This is a genomic window from Pseudomonas sp. BJP69, from assembly GCF_007633355.1.
GTDB classification, from domain to species: domain Bacteria; phylum Pseudomonadota; class Gammaproteobacteria; order Pseudomonadales; family Pseudomonadaceae; genus Aquipseudomonas; species Aquipseudomonas juntendi.
In genome coordinates this window covers 4,280,507-4,296,514 of record NZ_CP041933.1, presented here as the reverse complement: position 1 = coordinate 4,296,514, position 16,008 = coordinate 4,280,507, and the positions used below count along the sequence as shown (strand labels likewise).

Below are 16,008 nucleotides of genomic sequence, written 5' to 3'. Positions count from 1 at the left end.
AGTGATGGCATGGCGGACGTAAAAAAGGTCGTACTGGCGTATTCCGGCGGCCTTGATACTTCGGTGATTCTCAAGTGGCTGCAGGATACCTACAACTGCGAAGTGGTGACTTTCACCGCTGACCTGGGTCAGGGCGAAGAGGTCGAACCGGCCCGCGCCAAGGCTCAGGCAATGGGTGTTAAAGAGATCTACATCGACGACCTGCGCGAAGAGTTCGTGCGTGATTTCGTGTTCCCGATGTTCCGCGCCAACACCGTCTACGAAGGTGAGTACCTGCTGGGTACTTCCATCGCCCGCCCGCTGATCGCCAAGCGCCTCATCGAAATCGCCAACGAAACCGGCGCAGACGCCATTTCCCATGGCGCTACCGGCAAGGGCAACGACCAGGTGCGTTTCGAGCTGGGTGCCTACGCGCTCAAGCCTGGCGTCAAGGTCATCGCCCCATGGCGTGAGTGGGACCTGCTGTCCCGCGAGAAGCTGATGGACTACGCCGAAAAGCACGGTATCCCGATCGAGCGCCACGGCAAGAAGAAGTCGCCGTACTCGATGGACGCCAACCTGCTGCACATCTCCTACGAAGGCGGTGTCCTGGAAGACACCTGGACCGAGCACGAAGAAGACATGTGGCGCTGGAGTGTCTCGCCTGAGAACGCCCCAGACCAGGCTACCTACATCGAACTCACCTACCGCAACGGCGACATCGTTGCCATCGACGGTGTCGAGAAAACCCCGGCAACCGTTCTGGCCGACCTGAACCGCATCGGCGGTGCCAACGGCATCGGCCGCCTCGACATCGTCGAAAACCGTTATGTCGGTATGAAGTCGCGTGGCTGCTACGAGACGCCTGGCGGCACCATCATGCTCAAGGCCCACCGTGCCATCGAGTCGATCACCCTGGACCGTGAAGTTGCTCACCTCAAAGACGAGTTGATGCCCAAGTACGCCAGCCTGATCTACACCGGTTACTGGTGGAGCCCGGAGCGCGTGATGCTGCAGCAGATGATCGACGCTTCGCAGGTCAACGTGAACGGTGTGGTGCGGCTGAAGCTGTACAAAGGCAATGTCACCGTGGTTGGCCGTAAATCGGATGATTCGCTGTTCGATGCCAACATCGCCACCTTCGAAGAAGATGGCGGCGCCTACAACCAGGCCGACGCTGCTGGCTTCATCAAGCTCAACGCCTTGCGTATGCGCATTGCCGCCAACAAGGGCCGTTCGCTGCTCTGATTGCTGGCCTGTGCCATGAAAGAACCCGGCTGCGGCCTGATGCCTGTCGGTTAAGCGTTACTGGGGCTGCTTTGCAGCCCTTCGCGGGCACGCCCGCTCCCACACGTTTAGCGCTGAACGCAAGAGATGCGCTACCCCCTGTAGGAGCGGGCGTGCCCGCGAAGGGTCGCAAAGCGGCCCCAAATTACTTAACTGACTGGCATTAGGCTGCGGCCGGGTTTTTTGTTTCACGATGACTCCAGTACCGTAATTCGCTGGACTACGCCAAGGCTCGATACAGCAGGTTTATCAATTACTTAGGCGAGTTCAACATATGCCGGTGCTTTCCGAAACTTGACCCGGCTTCCCCTCGCGTGGCTCCCATGCGGCTCTTGGAAACCGGGCTTTCCGAGGAGTCATCGTGGCAAGAATAAAACTCACCAAGTCCGCAGTCGATGCGACGCAACCTCAAGACAAGGCCATCGAACTGCGGGACACCGTGGTGCCCGGCTTCCTGTGCAAGATCACCCCGGCAGGGCGCAAGGTCTTCATGCTTCAGTACCGCACGAACGCCGGCGAGCGCCGCAAGCCCGCCTTGGGCCAGTACGGGGAACTGACGGTCGATCAGGCGCGCACGATGGCGCAGGAGTGGCTGGCCGAGGTTCGCCGGGGCGGCGACCCCAGCGCGGCCAAGAATGCCGCGCGCAAGGCGCCGACCATGAAGGAGTATTGCCACACCTTCATGGAGGACTACTCCAAGCAGCGCAACAAGCCCAGCACGCAGCGCGGCTATCAGGGCGTGATTGACCGTTGCATCATCCCGATCATGGGGCGGATGAAGGTGCAGGACGTGAAGCGCCCGGACGTGGCCGCGCTGATGAAGAAGCTGGCCTACAAGCAGGCCGAAGCCAACCGCACCTTCGGCGTCTTGCGCAAGATGTTCAACCTGGCCGAAGTGTGGGGGCTGCGCCCAGACGGCACGAATCCGTGCCGACACGTCCCGATGTACCCGCCCGGCAAGGAAACCCGGCTCATCGTGGACGATGAGTTGGTGCGGATCTTCCGCCAGTTGGAGAAGCTGGAGGCCGAGGGGCTGGAGAACTACGTCATTCCGCTGGCGATTCGCCTGCAATTCGAGTTCGCCGCACGGCGCTCGGAAATCTGCCCGCTCGAATGGGCATGGGTTGATCTGGAAAAGCGCCGCGTCGTCTGGCCCGACAGCAAGACGGGTGGCATCTCCAAGCCCATGAGCGAGGAAGCCTATCGGCTGCTTTCGACGGCACCGCGCCGGGAAGGCTGCCCCTATGTCCTACCGTCGCCGAACGACCCGACCCGGCACCTGACCCACGGCGAGCACTACGGCGGCTGGACGCGCGTGCTCAAGGCGGCAGGCGTGCCGCATGTCGGTACACACGGCATCCGCCACCGGGCGACGACCGACATTGCCAACTCGGGTGTTCCGACCAAGGTGGGCATGAAGCTCACAGGTCACAAGACCGTGGCGATGTTCATGCACTATGTTCATACCGAGGACAAGCCGGTGCGGGACGCGGCCGAACTGGTGGCGAATCGGCGGCTGGCGATTACCGGGGCATCCCGTTCTATGGAGGCGACAGCATGACAAGGAAGACGCCTGTGGCAACGCGGAAGCCCGCCGCCTTACCTGCCGGCTACGCCGGCATCCACGGCGGCATCGTCGAGCTGCTGGATGCGGCGCGCCAGGCGGCGGCGCGCAGTGTCAATGCAATGATGACCGCCAGCTATTGGGAAATCGGCCGCCGGATCGTCGAGGCCGAGCAGAAAGGCAGGCGGCGGGCTGGTTACGGCGAGCAATTGATGGAACGCTTGTCCGCCGACCTGACGGCCCGATTCGGGCGCGGGTTCGGCGTCAACAACCTGGAGAGCATGCGGCGTTTCTACCTCGCGTACCCCCAACCAGAGATTTCCCAGACACTGTCTGGGAAATTGGGAAACGAGTCGCCCCCTGAGAAATCCCAGACAGTGTCTGGGAAATTGAGTCTGTCCGAACTGGCTCAGGTCTTTACCCTGCCGTGGTCGGCCTATGTCCGGCTGCTGTCGGTCAAGGATGACCATGCCCGCCGGTTCTACGAGACCGAAGCACTGCGCGGTGGCTGGAGCGTGCGCCAGCTCGACCGGCAGATAGGCAGCCAGTTCTATGAACGCACGGCCTTGTCCAAAGACAAGGCCGTGATGTTGGTCAAGGGTGCGGCGGCCAAGCCCGAGGATATCGTCACGCCCAATGACGCCATCAAAGACCCGTATGTGCTGGAGTTCCTTGACCTCAAGGACGAGTACTCGGAATCCGACCTGGAAGCGGCCTTGATCCAGCGGTTGGAAGACTTTCTGCTGGAGCTGGGCGAAGGCTTCACCTTCGTTGGGCGGCAGCGCCGGTTGCGCATCGACCAGACCTGGTACCGGGTGGATCTGCTGTTCTTCCATCGCAAGCTGCGCTGCCTGGTCATCATCGACCTGAAGTTGGGCAGCCTGACCCATGCCGATGTGGGGCAGATGCATATGTACTGCAACTATGCCAAGGAGCATTGGGCCTACCCGGACGAGAACCCGCCGGTGGGCCTGATTCTGTGTGCCGACAAGGGCCATGCTTTGGCGCGGTATGCGCTGGATGGCTTGCCAACCAAGGTGATGGCGGCGAACTACCGCACTGTGCTGCCAGATGCCGAGTTGTTGCAAAAAGAACTGGAGAACACGCGGCGGCTGCTCGAATCTCGCGGAGCGCTGTCCTTCAAGGACGGCAAGCCATAGTTGTGCGTCCCGGCGTACCGCCGTCGGGCTCGCGGGCTGCGCCCCGTGCTTCGTGCCGAATCACAGCCATTCGGCGCTGATCCCTGACGCCTCCGGCCTGGATCGTTGATCCGGGCCTGCGCGTGCTGCGCACTTGCCAACGGCGGGTGTGTGGCTGAGTGGGGTGTAGGCGGTCTTGCTGTTCCCTTCACCGTATCACGGCGTTCTCGCCGTCAATGACTGCGCGTGCTCGCACGCTTGCGGCCTAGTGGCCGTCTTCGATCTCTGACTGCTTGCGCTGCGCCGTGCTGGCAACGGTTCCGGGCAATTCCGCCCGAGCAACCGGAGCACGATTATGTCGCAACTGTCCTTTTCCTCGTTCGATGACGCTTTGCTGGTGCGTGACGCCCAAGGGCGCTACATGCCGGCATCGGTGGATCAAATTCTCGAAGCGGCGCGCCAGGCCATCGAGTTGAAAATGCAGCGTGGTGCTGAGTTCACTTCCCCGGCGCTGGTCAAGGAGTACCTGCGCAACAAGCTGGCAGGCTTCGAGCATGAAGTCTTTACAGTGCTGTTTCTGGACACGCGCCACCGGCTGATCGAGTACCGGGAGATGTTCCACGGCACCATCGACAGTGCATCGGTGTATCCGCGTGAAGTGGTCAAGGAAGCCCTGCGGCTCAATGCGGCGGCGGTCATCCTCTCGCACAACCATCCGAGCGGGAATCCTGAGCCGTCACAGGCCGACAGGGTGTTGACGCAGCGGCTGAAAGAGGCTCTGACGCTGGTGGAAGTTCGCACGCTGGATCATGTCATCGTGGCCGGTGCAAACACGGTGTCGTTTGCAGAGCATGGCTTGTTATGACACACGGGGGCTATTGCCCCCGTTTTCTGATACGAGGAAGGACATTCGGGACTTACCCGTCTAGCATATCTTCGAGCGATATCTCCCCACGCAACATCTTTAAGAACGTGGCTTGTCCACCACTGCCTGGTGCGAAATTTCGGGTTGTAAAGTCTTCGTCTTTTAACTCGATGTGATCCAGTTTTTTATAAAATTCATTCACGGACGGAATCAGTCCATAGTTTCCTTGCGCAAGTTCTGGATACGCATCTTCTCGCAAATAAATCATGAAGGCTTTAAAGGCGTTTGATCGAGGAAGGAGATTGCCCACGCGATCAGTTGCATTCCATGAGTCTGGCCATTTTTTCTCAACTGCCTTAAAGTAGTTGTAAATTATTTCGGTAATATCAATCTCTTTTCCATCAATAAATAAATTTCTAAATGGAAATTTTTTCAAATCAGATCCAGCGACGTGCTTTATTTTCTTCCCTGCCAAGAGATCATTTCTATCTTGAACGGGGTTGGGTGAAATGAATTTAACTAAAGATTCAACAAAGGATGCTTGTGTCAAGGGCTCTTTTTTTCGACCTGGCGTAGCTGTTCCTAGCCGCTTAATCCTTTGATATAGCGGGCTGCTTGGCTCTTTATCCAATGCCACCGCTACATTGTGGCATGTCTTATGAGGACTTGATGTTTTTGCCAGCTCCGTCAGGTCATACACAAGGCTTTTATTAACTTTTGTTTGCGCAAGATTTACGGTTGCAAATATATTTGCCTGCTCGGAGACATCCGCCCCGATAAATATCGCAACATTAATATCAAAATCTCGCTCATCGTAATCAAAACACCAATTATTGTTTTCATCCATGAAGGCAGCAATGCGGTGTTGACCATCTATAACTTTTGCAATTCTAGCGTAAGGTATTGAGTCTGCCTCATCAGAGGCATCGGCTTGATACTCCTTAAGAACCAGTGTGCCGATGCCGTTCCCATCTGAGTCATATTCAGCGCACTTTTCATCCACAGCAAGGATAACTGATGTTGGAAATGTCGAATCCTCTCCTTCGATATATTGCTTTATTTCTTTAATTCTCTTGGGGCTGACAGGGCGCTGGATACCAAGATATTTCTCAAGGTCACGCTGGTCTTTGGCTAACCGCCTTACATCCGAGAAGGATATATCTACTAGGTCTTGTGCCCTTATTGATGCGATATAAAAATCGCCAATTGGCTGGCGGACTTTCAGGACTGTAAGCTTTAATTCTTTACTCATCACCAGACTCCCGAGCACGCAGCCTTGCAGAAAAATCGTTCACTATATTTTTTTCAGAGCTTCTATTCTCCGATACAAAATCACCTCTCCATGCTCCATCAAGGAGCGTGAGATACCAGCAGTATAAAGAAAAGATGTAGATTGGCAGTGATAAACTACTTAGGTAGTAGCCGAGAAACGAGTTTTGGAAGTCACTCGACCCTGCCTTAATCTGCCCGAAAGCAATAGCGGTCAAGATCATGATGACGATTGAAATCAACGCCAGCAACCCGTAGCCCTTGAATAACCTTCTAACGCTTTGTACTATTTTTTCGCCAAATTGAGTTTCTGATGATTCTTGGTACTTCTCAAAAATCATATAGAAAATAGGCGTAAGAAATGTGGCGGTGTACACAAATAATTCTGAAACTGTAATGGACTCTCTTAGCTTCAGCAGAAGCTTTACTCCCACACCCGAGGTTCCATCTGGTATTGGCGACAGAAATACAGCGACGATGACAGGAAGGCTGGTCAAAATCCAAAGCGTAGAGAATTTCTTTAATGCTGTTTTATGAGCATTCAGAGGAAAATGCACCAGGCATTGAATTAGAGGCAGGCGGCCGATGGTCTTTAGTAGCATTTGATGACGACCTCCTCGTACCTGCCCCGAGCGGAAGATTTCCCGGCTATGATGCTGGCTCTATTTAACGTTGAGATCTCGCCTAGGTTTTCATATAGGCGTTTTATGCTGTCATGGCAGGCGTTAGTCACAAGCACTTTTGCCCCTCGTGATACAGCAAGCTCGACGGCATCACGAAGTCGAACCTGGTCTTCCCAGGAAAATATACTTTCGTTGTACTTTAGAAAGCCGTTGTAGTTATGTTTGACTGTATAAGGAGGATCTATAAAAACAAAATCCCCCTGCCCGGCCTTTTCAAGAGCAATTTCAAAGTCGCCAGAGAGAAGCTCTACATTTTTTAAGCACAAGGCGATTTTTTCAAAATCATCAGTCGACAGAACTACATTCTGCTTCGTTCCTATTGGGACGTTGAATTCACCTTTCTTATTTACCCGGTATAAGCCATTCCAACAGGTTCTGTTTAGGTAAATAAATTGCGCTGCTCGTGTTTCTGGCGTGCGTAACCGCTTTCGGCGAGTTTGATAATAATATTCTGAAGAGTGATTTTTGTGATGAACTCGAAGCAAATCTGCAACTTTCTTCCAGTCGCTTTTTATTGCCTCATAAACTTCTATGAGCTTTTCGTTTTTATCGCAAAGAATAGCGGAATGCGGAAGCAGGCTAAAAAAAACTGCGCCACTACCCACAAAAGGCTCGATATATCTTTCGTGCTCTATATTTAGAAGGTGTGAGTGCTTTTCGACCAACCACCTTTTCCCTCCTGCCCATTTCAGAAAAGGCGAGGTTTCTTGATAGTGGCTATTCGCGTGCGGTGGGGCGGGAATGATTTTTGTTTCGCAAAAACCTTCCTCCAACTCCAAAGAGACCCCTTCGATCGTTGCAACAGCAGCGCATTGGAATGGGTTATTTTCCCTTGATTGCCTCAAGCCCATTTTCTGTTTCCTTCATCAATTCAGAAGCGCTGCATCCCAGTGCTCTAGCAATTTTCAAGATAATCGCCAGAGTGGGCATATGCTCTCCTCGTTCAATCTTCCCCATATGTGAGCGCTCGATTCCTGCACGATTTGCCAAAGTTTCTTGCGCAACACCCTGTGCAGTCCTGATAGAGCGTACTGCGGCGCCAAACGCTTGTGCCGGCTCCGCTTCAAAGGTTGTCGCGCCCGTCGGTCGGCCACGCTGGATGGATCGCTTCTGCATATGCAGAAGTTTCAGTTTGTACAAAATTTAAAACCACGTTATATTTAACTCATTCATCCGATCCCACTTGTTTTTGTGCCTTTGAAGAAATCCACATCAGCGGCTTTCTTCAAAAGCGGAGAGCCTGATCCGTGTCTTTCCTGACTTCCGTACATGCGCCTGCGTGGCTCTACGCTTCTGCGGATTCGTACGCTTGCGCATTTGTGCATCAGGGCGCAAGCACGAATGCGCTTCAGCGCTTGCGTGCATTCGTGCAAGGCGCGCGGTCGTGACCCCGCTTGTCACCGAGGACGACCGGGCGCGGCTGCTGGCCCACGGCCAGGCCCGCGCCGCCGGGCAGGATACCGACCCGCTGCCCGTGGTGCGGCTGTTCACCCCCGACGCGCACGCAACCTGGCTGCTGGCCTCGCTCGATCCCACCGACGGCGATACGGCCTATGGCCTGATCGACCTGGGCATCGGGATGCCTGCCCTGGGCACGGTGAAGCTCTCCGATCTGGCGTCCATCGTCGGGCCGCGCAAGCAGCCCGTGATGCGCGATCGTTACTTTCAACCGACACGGCGGCTGTCGGAGTATGTGCGGCTGGCCGAAGAAGACGGTTCGATACCGGACTGATGCAGGCCCGCGCAGCGAGGCCAAGCGCAGCGCATTGTGACTATTTCCGTCTCACTCAAGACCCGCCCGGTCTGAATCCGCATTCTTGCACCGAAGCGGTGCAACTCTGATGTAAACAGTCATGGTCTTTGGCCCGGGCTGCGGCACGGTATCGGCTGCTGACCGTCGATTCCAGGCGGCACAGCCGTCGCATTCAGACGATTTTCGCAATGCACCGGAGCCAATCGGACTTGACACCCGTAGTTTCAGCTTAACCCGATAACGATGACGTTTTGATGTTGAAACGATAGCTCCCGCATGCCGAGCCGCAGCGACGTTCCTGCTGACTGACAGGAGGTTGCGTCATGGCTGGCCCGAGTGCCGAACATCGAGAACACTGGTATCCGACCGCTGCGTATCTCTACACGCTGCATCTTGATGGCCCGGCCTTGGCCTGGGAGTACCTGCGCCGCAATCCCGACTACCGGCTAGACTGGCTGCGCCGTCGCCGCCGCCCGGATGCGGCGCACCGCTGGGGCCTGCGCCTGCTGGAAGATCCCGCCCTAGACGCACGTGACGCGCATCCGGCCTGGTTTCCCGACCACGATGCCGTGGTGCAGCTTTATCCCGATGCCGACCCACCGCCCGAAGCCTATGCCTTCGAGTTCTGGTGTGTTCCCGGCCGCAAGCATCTGATCCACGACGGCAAACGCCTGGTGCTGGTGTCGCGCTGGCCCGGTTGCTGCCTGCGGCTCGCGCTGGCGCCGGGCCTGGAAGACGGCATGGCCTACCTCTACGCTACCCGCGCCTGCGCCACACCCTGCGCGCGTTATCAGGCACTGGTGGCCGAACTGGACAAGCTGGCGGCGCTGCCGGATGCCGTGCCTGCGGCAATGGCCCGTTCCCGGCCCACGCTCGCGGCGGTGCAGGAACTGCACACGCTCCAGGCGCTTGACGCGACCCTGGCCGGCGCGTCCTTGCGCGAGGTGGCCGAAGGGTTGTTCGGCGTGGATGCCGTGGCCGCCGACTGGCACGCCGACAGCGCCTTGCGTGCCCGCGTGCGGCGGCTGGCGCGTCGCGGCGAGGCGCTGATGCGCGGCGGCTATCGCAGCCTGGCGCAGCTTGGGCCAGTTGCATCGTAGCAAGGGGGGACGTTTTGCACTCCCTGCAATTCGTCCCTTAGCAGGAAGCCTGAATTTCTCGAAAGTGCCTCCATCCGGCCGCGTGGTGTGGCCGGGCTTGATGGAGGTAAATCCCATGCGACCCGCTCCCTTGCGGCCCTCTGTAACCGCTCCTTCCGCTGCTGTTGCTGCGCCCGCGCAGCCCCAACGCTATCTGACCAACGACGAAGCCGCCGACTACCTGCGGCTGTCGCCCCGCACGCTGGAGAAACAGCGCGTGATCGGCGGCGGGCCGAAGTTCCGCAAGTTCGGCCGGCGCGTCATGTACGCGGTGGCCGACCTGGATGCCTGGGCCGATGCGCGCAGCTTCGATGCCACCTCCGACCCGGAGTACGCCGAGCGCCATGCGGGTGACTACCGTGATCGCCGCTGATCGCAGGTTCACGGGTGGCCGCCGTCATGTCCAGTCTCGCGCTGCCGCCCCGGCAGCGGTCGGTGCAGGAGCGCGAACAGCTCGACCTGTTTCGCGCCTTGCCGGGCGACATGGCGCCGCGCGACAGCCAAGACTTGATGGCCTATCCGTTCTTCTCGCTGGCGAAGTCCAAGCGGGTCAAGCCCATCGACTTCCGGGCGGGCAACGTGACGATCCGCGTGGAAGGCACGACCGAGCATGGCATCGCCACGATCTGGGATGCCGACATCCTGATCTGGGCCGCCAGCCAGATCGTGGAGGCGCAGGACGCGGGCCTGCGGCCATCGCGGCTGATGCACGCCACGCCCTACGAGATCCTGCGCTTCATCGGGCGCGGCACCGGCTCACGCGACTACCAGCGTCTCAAGGCCGCGCTCGACCGGCTGCAATCGACCACGGTGGCCACGTCCATCCGCGAGACCACGGGAAGGCGGCTGCACCGCTTCTCGTGGATCAACGAGTGGAAGGAACTGGCCGACGCCAGCGGCACGCCATTGGGCATCGAACTGATCCTGCCGGACTGGTTCTACGCCGGCGTGCTCGATGCCGCCCTGGTGCTGACCATCGACCCGGCGTATTTCCGGCTGACCGGCGGTATCGAGCGATGGCTGTACCGGCTGGTACGCAAGCACGGTGGCAGGCAGGAATACGGCTGGCAGTTCGATTTCCGCTACCTGCACCAGAAGTCCGGCAGTACCGCCAAACCTTACGACTTCGCCTGCGACCTGCGCGCGCTGGTGGCGCGGCAGTCGCTGCCCGGCTACGTCCTGGGCATCGAGCGGATGCCGGACGACGGAACGGAGTTATTGACCTTCCGACCCGTGCCGTCCACGGCACGGGGATAACTCCGGGACAACCTGTGAATAGTGTCGTGCTATCAGGCGTGCGGGGTATCGTGCTATCAGGCGTGGCCCTATCGTGCTATCAGGCGTGCCAATCGGCCGAAAACCCGCGCCAGCATTGGGTTTGCGCGCTCTCTAACATACATAACTTAAATTCTCTAACTTTTAGTAGAGAAGCGCCGCTGCGGTGGACAACCGCCACGCGGCCACAAACGGCAGGCAATCCAAGCCGCCAGAAATCAGGTTTTGCAGGCGACTCGAAGCAAGGCTTTCCAGCACGGAGGGCCGCGCCATGATCGTCGCGTTACTCAACCAAAAAGGCGGCGTCGGCAAGACCACGCTCGCCACCCACATCGCCGGCGAACTGGCGATGCGCGGCCAGCACGTCGTCCTGCTGGATGCCGACCCGCAGGGTTCATCGCTGGACTGGACGCAGCGCAGAAGCCAGCAAGGCTTGCCACGGCTGTTCAGCGCCGTGGGCCTTGCACGCGAAACGCTGCACCAAGAGGCGCCAGAACTCGCCCGCCGCGCAGATCACGTCATCATCGACGGGCCGCCGCGCATCGCCGCCTTGGCGCGCTCCGCGCTGCTGGCAGCCGAGCGCGTGCTGATTCCGGTGCAGCCCAGCCCCTACGACTTGTGGGCCAGCGCCGAGATGGTGGCACTGATCCGTGAGGCGCAGGTGTTCCGGCCTGCGCTGCGCGCGGCCTTCGTCATCAACCGCCGCGTTAGCACCACGGTGATCGGTCGGGAGGCGCGGCAATCGCTGGCCGAACAGCCGTTGCCGGCGCTGCGCGCTGAGGTTCGGCAAAGGATCGTCTTCGCCGACAGCGTGGCCGCTGGTCGACTCGCCCGCGAGACGGCGCCCGACAGCGCCGCCACCCGCGAGATCGCCGCGCTGGTCGATGAACTGCTGCGGTGGCCGACATGACCGCACAGTCGCCACCGAACAGCAAGCGCACGGCCAAGCGCATTGGCATCGGTGCGCGCCCACCGGCGAATCCGCACGCTGAGGCGTGGATTCGCCAGGGCGACGCTGATGCGCTCAATAAGGGCGACCTCTACACCGCACGCCTGACCCTCGACGTGACGCCAGCGCTGCGCGCGCGCATCAAGATCGCCGCCTTCGGTCAGGGCGTGACCGTGGCCGAACTGCTCCGCGGCCTGCTGGAACGGGAGTTTCCCGAGACCCGCACGGAGAACCTGCCATGAACGCATCCATCGCACCTGCCGCGAACGCGGTCACGGCTTCTGCATCGACCACGCCAGCGACTTCGCTTTCGACACTCGCCCGCCAGGCCGGCAACGTGCCGCTGACGCGCGTATCGCTGGCCTACATCGAACCGCGCTTCAAGCTCTACCTGCGCTTCGGCGAACCTGCGCGCACGCTCCAGCTCGACCGCTGGCGGCGCTGCGCGGTGTTCCTGCCGAACGCTGTTCTCTGCCGCATCCGCTGGCAGACCAACGACTACGGCACGATCCGCTGGCAGCTCATGGTGATGCAGGCTGGCACGCCATTGGATGCCTTGCAGCGCATCCCCGGCGTGCGGCCAGGCGCACGTCTGCTGCTGCACGCCGAGGATGACGCCAACGTGCGCGCCGTGTTGGAACGCATCGACGGCATCGAGGCGCTGGGCATCGCCGCGTCTGCCGTCTCGCCCGCGTACTGGCGCACGCTGGGCAACCGTCTGGAGGCCCGCCTGCCGCTGCCCGAATACACCGCCGAGCGGCATTCCGCGTGGCTCGCTGGGAAGGCGCTGCCATGACGACCGTTTCCACTTCGTCCGCCTCGCCGCATCCTCGCTCGCGCCTGCGCGCTCGCATCGTGCTGGCGGGCTTCGCCGCAGTCGGCCTCGCTGCGCTGGCCTGGGCGGCGTTCGTGCAACCGCTGCCGCGCCTGACGTACAACCCATCCGACAGCGTGGCGGTCGGATGGTATCGCATCGAACCGTTCGACCCGCGCACTGCTTCGCTGCTACGTCCGTTGTCCGTGGACAGCATCGTGCTCGTGCCGTTGCCAGTCGAGGTAGCCGCACTGGCTGCGCAGCGCGGCTACCTGCCGACGCGCGTTCCGCTGCTCAAACGTGTGGGCGCAGTCGCACCGCAACACGTTTGCATCGTCGCTGGACAGGTACGCATCGACGGCGTGCCTTCGGCCGCCGTGCTGCCTGCCGACCGGCTGGGCCGGTCGCTGCCATCCTTGCAGCTTTGCCGCCACCTCGAACCGGGCGAGCTGTTCCTGTTGAGCGTGACAAAGCCGGCATCGTTCGACAGCCGCTATTTCGGGCCGGTCAGCGCATCCACCGTGATCGGCGTTGCGCATCGGGTCTGGCTGGAGGCACGCCCATGATGGCGGCCGATTCGCTGCACGCTGCCGTGCATCTCATCGTGCCATCGGGCATGTCGTTCTGGCTGCTGCCGCCATGTCGTCGCGCGTGCAGTGCGGGTGCATTCGCACCGCACTTCGCGCTGCCATCCAGTGTGCAGGCGTCTTGCCTCGAACGCGCCCGGCTAGCGGCCATCGGCGTGTCCCTCTGCGCGTTCGCCGGCGGGCTGGCTGCAAGCAGCACAGCACCGCCGGGCCGCCGACGCCTGGAGCACCAGCGACAGGCAAAGGCGGAAGGCAAGACAAAAGGACGCGGCACCGGGCCGCGTCGAAAGCCAGTCTGCACATGGGGGTGGCGCGGCACGGAGCGGCTTTGCCGCCGTGCCGCGTTCGGCGCGAAGGTCGCGCCAATGCAGGCATGTCCGCGTGCTTCGCACGACAGGACACGCCAGAGCTTGCAGGGAGCGCAGCCATGACCGACCGCCGCGACGACGATTTCCGCGTGCGCCCCAGCGCCCCGAAGAACCGGGGCAAGGGCCAGGGGCAGAGCTTCGTTTCCAAGGTGCTCAAACAGGCGGGCAAAGCCAGCAGCGGCAAGTCCACGGTGCGCCGTCCGGCATCGGCGAGTGGCACCGGCCAGCGGCCCGGCTCGCGCCTGGGGCGCGGCCACACGGCAGCACGCTTCGCCGGGGCGAAGCTGACGCCTATGTCGCGGCGCGCGACCATCAAGACGCTGCTGGTGAACCACCAGCGGGCCAGCCCGCAGTCGCTCGCCAAGCACCTGCGCTACATCGAGCGCGACGGCGTGGGCCGCGACGGCGAGCCGGGCCAAGCCTACGGGCCGCAGACAGACGTGGCCGATCTCGACGCCTTCAAGGAACGCTGCGCCGACGACCGGCACCATTTCCGCTTCATCCTCTCGCCCGAGGATGGCGCGGAGCTGGAAGACCTGCGCACCTACACGCGGCACCTCATGGGCCGCATGGAGGCCGACCTGGGTACGGGCCTCGATTGGGTGGCCGTGAACCACTGGAACACCGACAACCCGCACACGCACATCGTCGTGCGCGGGCGCGACGACACCGGCAAAGACCTCATCATCGCGGGCGACTACATCGCCGATGGCTTCCGCTATCGCGCCGCCGAGCTGGCGACCGAATGGCTGGGGCCGCGCACCGAACTGGAGATCCAGCAGACCTTGCAGCGTGAGGTGGAGCAAGAGCGGTGGACGAGCCTGGATCGCACCCTCAAGCGTGAGATAGGCGAGGCCGGCGGCGATGGCCTGGTGCGCGTCGAAAGGTTCAACGCCCCCCGCTTGCAGCGCCAACGCCTGATGCTAATCGGCCGCCTGCAACACTTGCAGCGCCTGGGCCTGGCCGACGAGACGCAGCCCGGCACCTGGGCCATCCATGCCGATGCGGAAAAGACATTGCGCGCGCTGGGCGAGCGCGGCGACATCATCCGCACCGTGCAGCGGGCCATGCGCGGCGAGCCGCGCGAGCTGGCCGTGTTCGAGCCGGGGGACGATGGCCGAACCATCCTCGGCCGTGTGGCCGCGAAGGGGCTGGCCGACGAGCTGCGCGACCGGGGCTATCTGGTCATCGACGGGGTGGACGGCAAGGCCCATTACGTCGCGCTCAACGCCCGCGACGAGCTGGCGAACTACCCGAGCGGCGCCGTGGTGGAGGTGAAAGGCTCGGCCGACGTGCGCGCAGCCGACAAGAACATCGCCGCGCTGGCGAGCGATGGCCTGTACCGCACTGACCATCACCTGGCGATCGGGCAGGGCCGGGCCAAGGCCGGACGCGACCCGCAAGAAGTCGTCGCCGCCCACATCCGCCGGCTGGAGGCCCTGCGTCGGGCCGGCATTGTGGAGCGCGTTGCCGAAGGGCTATGGAAGGTGCCGGACGACCTGGCCGAGCGTGGCCGCCAGTACGACGCGCAGCGCCTGGGCGGCGTGGCCGTGGAGCTGAAATCGCACTTGCCCATCGAGCGGCAGGCCCGCGTGATCGGGGCCACGTGGCTCGACCAGCAGTTGATCGGCGGCGGCTCGGGCCTGGGCGACCTGGGCTTTGGTGGCGAGGCCAAACAGGCCATGCAACAGCGCGCCGACTTCCTGGCCGAACAGGGGCTGGCCGAGCGGCGCGGGCAGCGCGTGATCCTGGCGCGCAACCTGCTGGGCACACTGCGCAACCGGGAACTGGCACAGGCCGCGAAGGGCATTGCCGCTGAAACCGGCCTGGAGCATCGCCCGGTGGCCGACGGGCAGCGCGTGGCTGGCATCTACCGGCGCAGCGTCATGCTCGCCAGCGGGCGCTACGCGATGCTGGACGACGGCATGGGATTCAGCTTGGTGCCGTGGCGGCCGGTGATCGAGCAGCGGCTGGGGCAGCATATCGCCGCCGTGGTGCGCGGTGGCGGCGTATCTTGGGAGCTTGGACGACAGCGCGGGCCAAGTATTTCTTGAGACCCTTCATCTACTTGTCGAACGGCCGAGCGCCTTCATCAGCCCCGGCTTCTGGCTCGCAAAGGTGCCATAGAAGACCTCATTACCGATGAGCGTGATCGGAGCCACGCGCACGCCGGTTCGTGACTTGGCTTCCGCAGAAATCTTCGGGTCGCTCAGGTCGCGTTCTTCAAACACGATGCTCTGCTGGGACAGCCACTCCTTCAGCACCCGACAGTCCGGGCAGGCTGGAGTGCTATAGATGATGATGCGCGGGGTGCTGGCTTGGTTCATGGTCGTGCCT

General features: G+C 61.1%; 18 protein-coding genes. 13 read left to right on the top strand and 5 right to left on the bottom strand.

Going from position 1 to position 16,008, the window contains the following annotated elements; genetic code table 11:
• Window positions 1-9: 9 nt before the first annotated feature.
• The 4 genes from FPB55_RS20115 to radC all read left to right on the top strand — a co-directional run bounded on the left by FPB55_RS20115 (window position 10) and on the right by radC (window position 4,834).
• The gene (locus FPB55_RS20115) at window positions 10-1,227 is read left to right on the top strand and encodes an argininosuccinate synthase (protein ID WP_029886602.1); all 1,218 of its coding nucleotides are present in this window, start codon (window positions 10-12) and stop codon (window positions 1,225-1,227) included.
• Between the two features lie 400 nt (window positions 1,228-1,627).
• Complete coding sequence (locus tag FPB55_RS20110) at window positions 1,628-2,827, top strand: site-specific integrase (RefSeq protein WP_073646482.1); 1,200 nt, start codon at window positions 1,628-1,630, stop codon at window positions 2,825-2,827.
• Window positions 2,824-3,990 carry a PDDEXK nuclease domain-containing protein gene (locus FPB55_RS20105; RefSeq protein WP_073646483.1) on the top strand — a complete coding sequence of 389 codons (1,167 nt, stop codon included), beginning with the start codon at window positions 2,824-2,826 and terminating at the stop codon, window positions 3,988-3,990. The genes FPB55_RS20110 and FPB55_RS20105 overlap by 4 nt, the downstream gene beginning before the upstream one ends.
• 334 nt (window positions 3,991-4,324) lie before the next feature.
• Window positions 4,325-4,834, top strand: coding sequence for a DNA repair protein RadC (gene radC, locus FPB55_RS20100; protein ID WP_073646484.1), 510 nt, complete (start codon window positions 4,325-4,327; stop codon window positions 4,832-4,834).
• A 52-nt stretch (window positions 4,835-4,886) separates the two neighbouring features.
• On the opposite strand, the gene FPB55_RS20095 is transcribed toward radC, so the two are convergent.
• From FPB55_RS20095 to FPB55_RS20080, 4 genes are read right to left on the bottom strand one after another with little or no spacing between them, the layout of a single operon-like run.
• Window positions 4,887-6,086: a DGQHR domain-containing protein gene (locus FPB55_RS20095; protein ID WP_073646485.1), complete on the bottom strand. Its 1,200-nt coding sequence runs from the start codon at window positions 6,084-6,086 to the stop codon at window positions 4,887-4,889.
• Complete coding sequence (locus FPB55_RS20090; RefSeq protein ID WP_124164490.1) at window positions 6,079-6,705, bottom strand: hypothetical protein; 627 nt, start codon at window positions 6,703-6,705, stop codon at window positions 6,079-6,081. Before FPB55_RS20090 ends, FPB55_RS20095 begins: the two co-directional genes overlap by 8 nt.
• On the bottom strand, window positions 6,696-7,637 hold the full coding sequence (locus tag FPB55_RS20085) for a Dam family site-specific DNA-(adenine-N6)-methyltransferase (RefSeq protein WP_079867145.1): 942 nt from the start codon (window positions 7,635-7,637) through the stop codon (window positions 6,696-6,698). The genes FPB55_RS20090 and FPB55_RS20085 overlap by 10 nt, the downstream gene beginning before the upstream one ends.
• Complete coding sequence (locus tag FPB55_RS20080) at window positions 7,609-7,902, bottom strand: helix-turn-helix transcriptional regulator (RefSeq protein ID WP_073646486.1); 294 nt, start codon at window positions 7,900-7,902, stop codon at window positions 7,609-7,611. The genes FPB55_RS20085 and FPB55_RS20080 overlap by 29 nt, the downstream gene beginning before the upstream one ends.
• Window positions 7,903-8,170: 268 nt before the next feature.
• Here FPB55_RS20080 and FPB55_RS20075 point away from each other — a divergent pair, with 268 nt between their 5' ends.
• From FPB55_RS20075 to FPB55_RS20025, 9 genes are all read left to right on the top strand, one after another.
• On the top strand, window positions 8,171-8,518 hold the full coding sequence (locus FPB55_RS20075; RefSeq protein WP_073646487.1) for a DUF2958 domain-containing protein: 348 nt from the start codon (window positions 8,171-8,173) through the stop codon (window positions 8,516-8,518).
• Between the two features lie 344 nt (window positions 8,519-8,862).
• On the top strand, window positions 8,863-9,639 hold the full coding sequence (locus tag FPB55_RS20070) for a DUF2285 domain-containing protein (RefSeq protein ID WP_073646488.1): 777 nt from the start codon (window positions 8,863-8,865) through the stop codon (window positions 9,637-9,639).
• A 115-nt stretch (window positions 9,640-9,754) separates the two neighbouring features.
• Window positions 9,755-10,051 (top strand): helix-turn-helix domain-containing protein, encoded by a 297-nt coding sequence (locus tag FPB55_RS20065; RefSeq protein WP_073646489.1) that lies wholly within the window; start codon window positions 9,755-9,757, stop codon window positions 10,049-10,051.
• A gap of 26 nt (window positions 10,052-10,077) precedes the next feature.
• Entirely contained in the window at window positions 10,078-10,935 is an 858-nt protein-coding gene (locus FPB55_RS20060) for a replication initiator protein A (protein ID WP_073646490.1), read from the top strand.
• A 289-nt stretch (window positions 10,936-11,224) separates the two neighbouring features.
• Window positions 11,225-11,863 carry a ParA family partition ATPase gene (gene parA, locus FPB55_RS20050; RefSeq protein ID WP_073646491.1) on the top strand — a complete coding sequence of 213 codons (639 nt, stop codon included), beginning with the start codon at window positions 11,225-11,227 and terminating at the stop codon, window positions 11,861-11,863.
• Window positions 11,860-12,144: a chromosome partitioning protein ParB gene (locus FPB55_RS20045; RefSeq protein WP_073646498.1), complete on the top strand. Its 285-nt coding sequence runs from the start codon at window positions 11,860-11,862 to the stop codon at window positions 12,142-12,144. Before parA ends, FPB55_RS20045 begins: the two co-directional genes overlap by 4 nt.
• A complete protein-coding gene (locus FPB55_RS20040; protein ID WP_073646492.1) occupies window positions 12,141-12,698 on the top strand; it encodes a DUF2840 domain-containing protein in 558 nt (185 codons plus the stop codon). The genes FPB55_RS20045 and FPB55_RS20040 overlap by 4 nt, the downstream gene beginning before the upstream one ends.
• The gene (locus FPB55_RS20035) at window positions 12,695-13,282 is read left to right on the top strand and encodes a S26 family signal peptidase (protein ID WP_073646493.1); all 588 of its coding nucleotides are present in this window, start codon (window positions 12,695-12,697) and stop codon (window positions 13,280-13,282) included. The genes FPB55_RS20040 and FPB55_RS20035 overlap by 4 nt, the downstream gene beginning before the upstream one ends.
• A 448-nt stretch (window positions 13,283-13,730) precedes the next feature.
• On the top strand, window positions 13,731-15,725 hold the full coding sequence (locus FPB55_RS20025) for a relaxase/mobilization nuclease and DUF3363 domain-containing protein (protein ID WP_019396546.1): 1,995 nt from the start codon (window positions 13,731-13,733) through the stop codon (window positions 15,723-15,725).
• A 6-nt stretch (window positions 15,726-15,731) separates the two neighbouring features.
• On the opposite strand, the gene FPB55_RS20020 is transcribed toward FPB55_RS20025, so the two are convergent.
• Window positions 15,732-15,998, bottom strand: a complete 267-nt coding sequence (locus FPB55_RS20020; protein ID WP_144189143.1) for a glutaredoxin family protein — start codon at window positions 15,996-15,998, stop codon at window positions 15,732-15,734.
• Window positions 15,999-16,008 lie beyond the last annotated feature (10 nt).

Coding starts and splice junctions, on each gene's coding strand:
- radC (WP_073646484.1), top strand. CDS start 4,325: ATGTCGCAACTGTCCTTTTCCTCGTTCGATGACGCTTTGCTGGTGCGT.
- FPB55_RS20020 (WP_144189143.1), bottom strand. CDS start 15,998: ATGAACCAAGCCAGCACCCCGCGCATCATCATCTATAGCACTCCAGCC.
- FPB55_RS20105 (WP_073646483.1), top strand. CDS start 2,824: ATGACAAGGAAGACGCCTGTGGCAACGCGGAAGCCCGCCGCCTTACCT.
- parA (WP_073646491.1), top strand. CDS start 11,225: ATGATCGTCGCGTTACTCAACCAAAAAGGCGGCGTCGGCAAGACCACG.
- FPB55_RS20090 (WP_124164490.1), bottom strand. CDS start 6,705: ATGCTACTAAAGACCATCGGCCGCCTGCCTCTAATTCAATGCCTGGTG.
- FPB55_RS20035 (WP_073646493.1), top strand. CDS start 12,695: ATGACGACCGTTTCCACTTCGTCCGCCTCGCCGCATCCTCGCTCGCGC.
- FPB55_RS20065 (WP_073646489.1), top strand. CDS start 9,755: ATGCGACCCGCTCCCTTGCGGCCCTCTGTAACCGCTCCTTCCGCTGCT.
- FPB55_RS20025 (WP_019396546.1), top strand. CDS start 13,731: ATGACCGACCGCCGCGACGACGATTTCCGCGTGCGCCCCAGCGCCCCG.
- FPB55_RS20040 (WP_073646492.1), top strand. CDS start 12,141: ATGAACGCATCCATCGCACCTGCCGCGAACGCGGTCACGGCTTCTGCA.
- FPB55_RS20080 (WP_073646486.1), bottom strand. CDS start 7,902: ATGCAGAAGCGATCCATCCAGCGTGGCCGACCGACGGGCGCGACAACC.
- FPB55_RS20070 (WP_073646488.1), top strand. CDS start 8,863: ATGGCTGGCCCGAGTGCCGAACATCGAGAACACTGGTATCCGACCGCT.
- FPB55_RS20095 (WP_073646485.1), bottom strand. CDS start 6,086: ATGAGTAAAGAATTAAAGCTTACAGTCCTGAAAGTCCGCCAGCCAATT.
- FPB55_RS20045 (WP_073646498.1), top strand. CDS start 11,860: ATGACCGCACAGTCGCCACCGAACAGCAAGCGCACGGCCAAGCGCATT.
- FPB55_RS20115 (WP_029886602.1), top strand. CDS start 10: ATGGCGGACGTAAAAAAGGTCGTACTGGCGTATTCCGGCGGCCTTGAT.
- FPB55_RS20085 (WP_079867145.1), bottom strand. CDS start 7,637: ATGGGCTTGAGGCAATCAAGGGAAAATAACCCATTCCAATGCGCTGCT.
- FPB55_RS20060 (WP_073646490.1), top strand. CDS start 10,078: ATGTCCAGTCTCGCGCTGCCGCCCCGGCAGCGGTCGGTGCAGGAGCGC.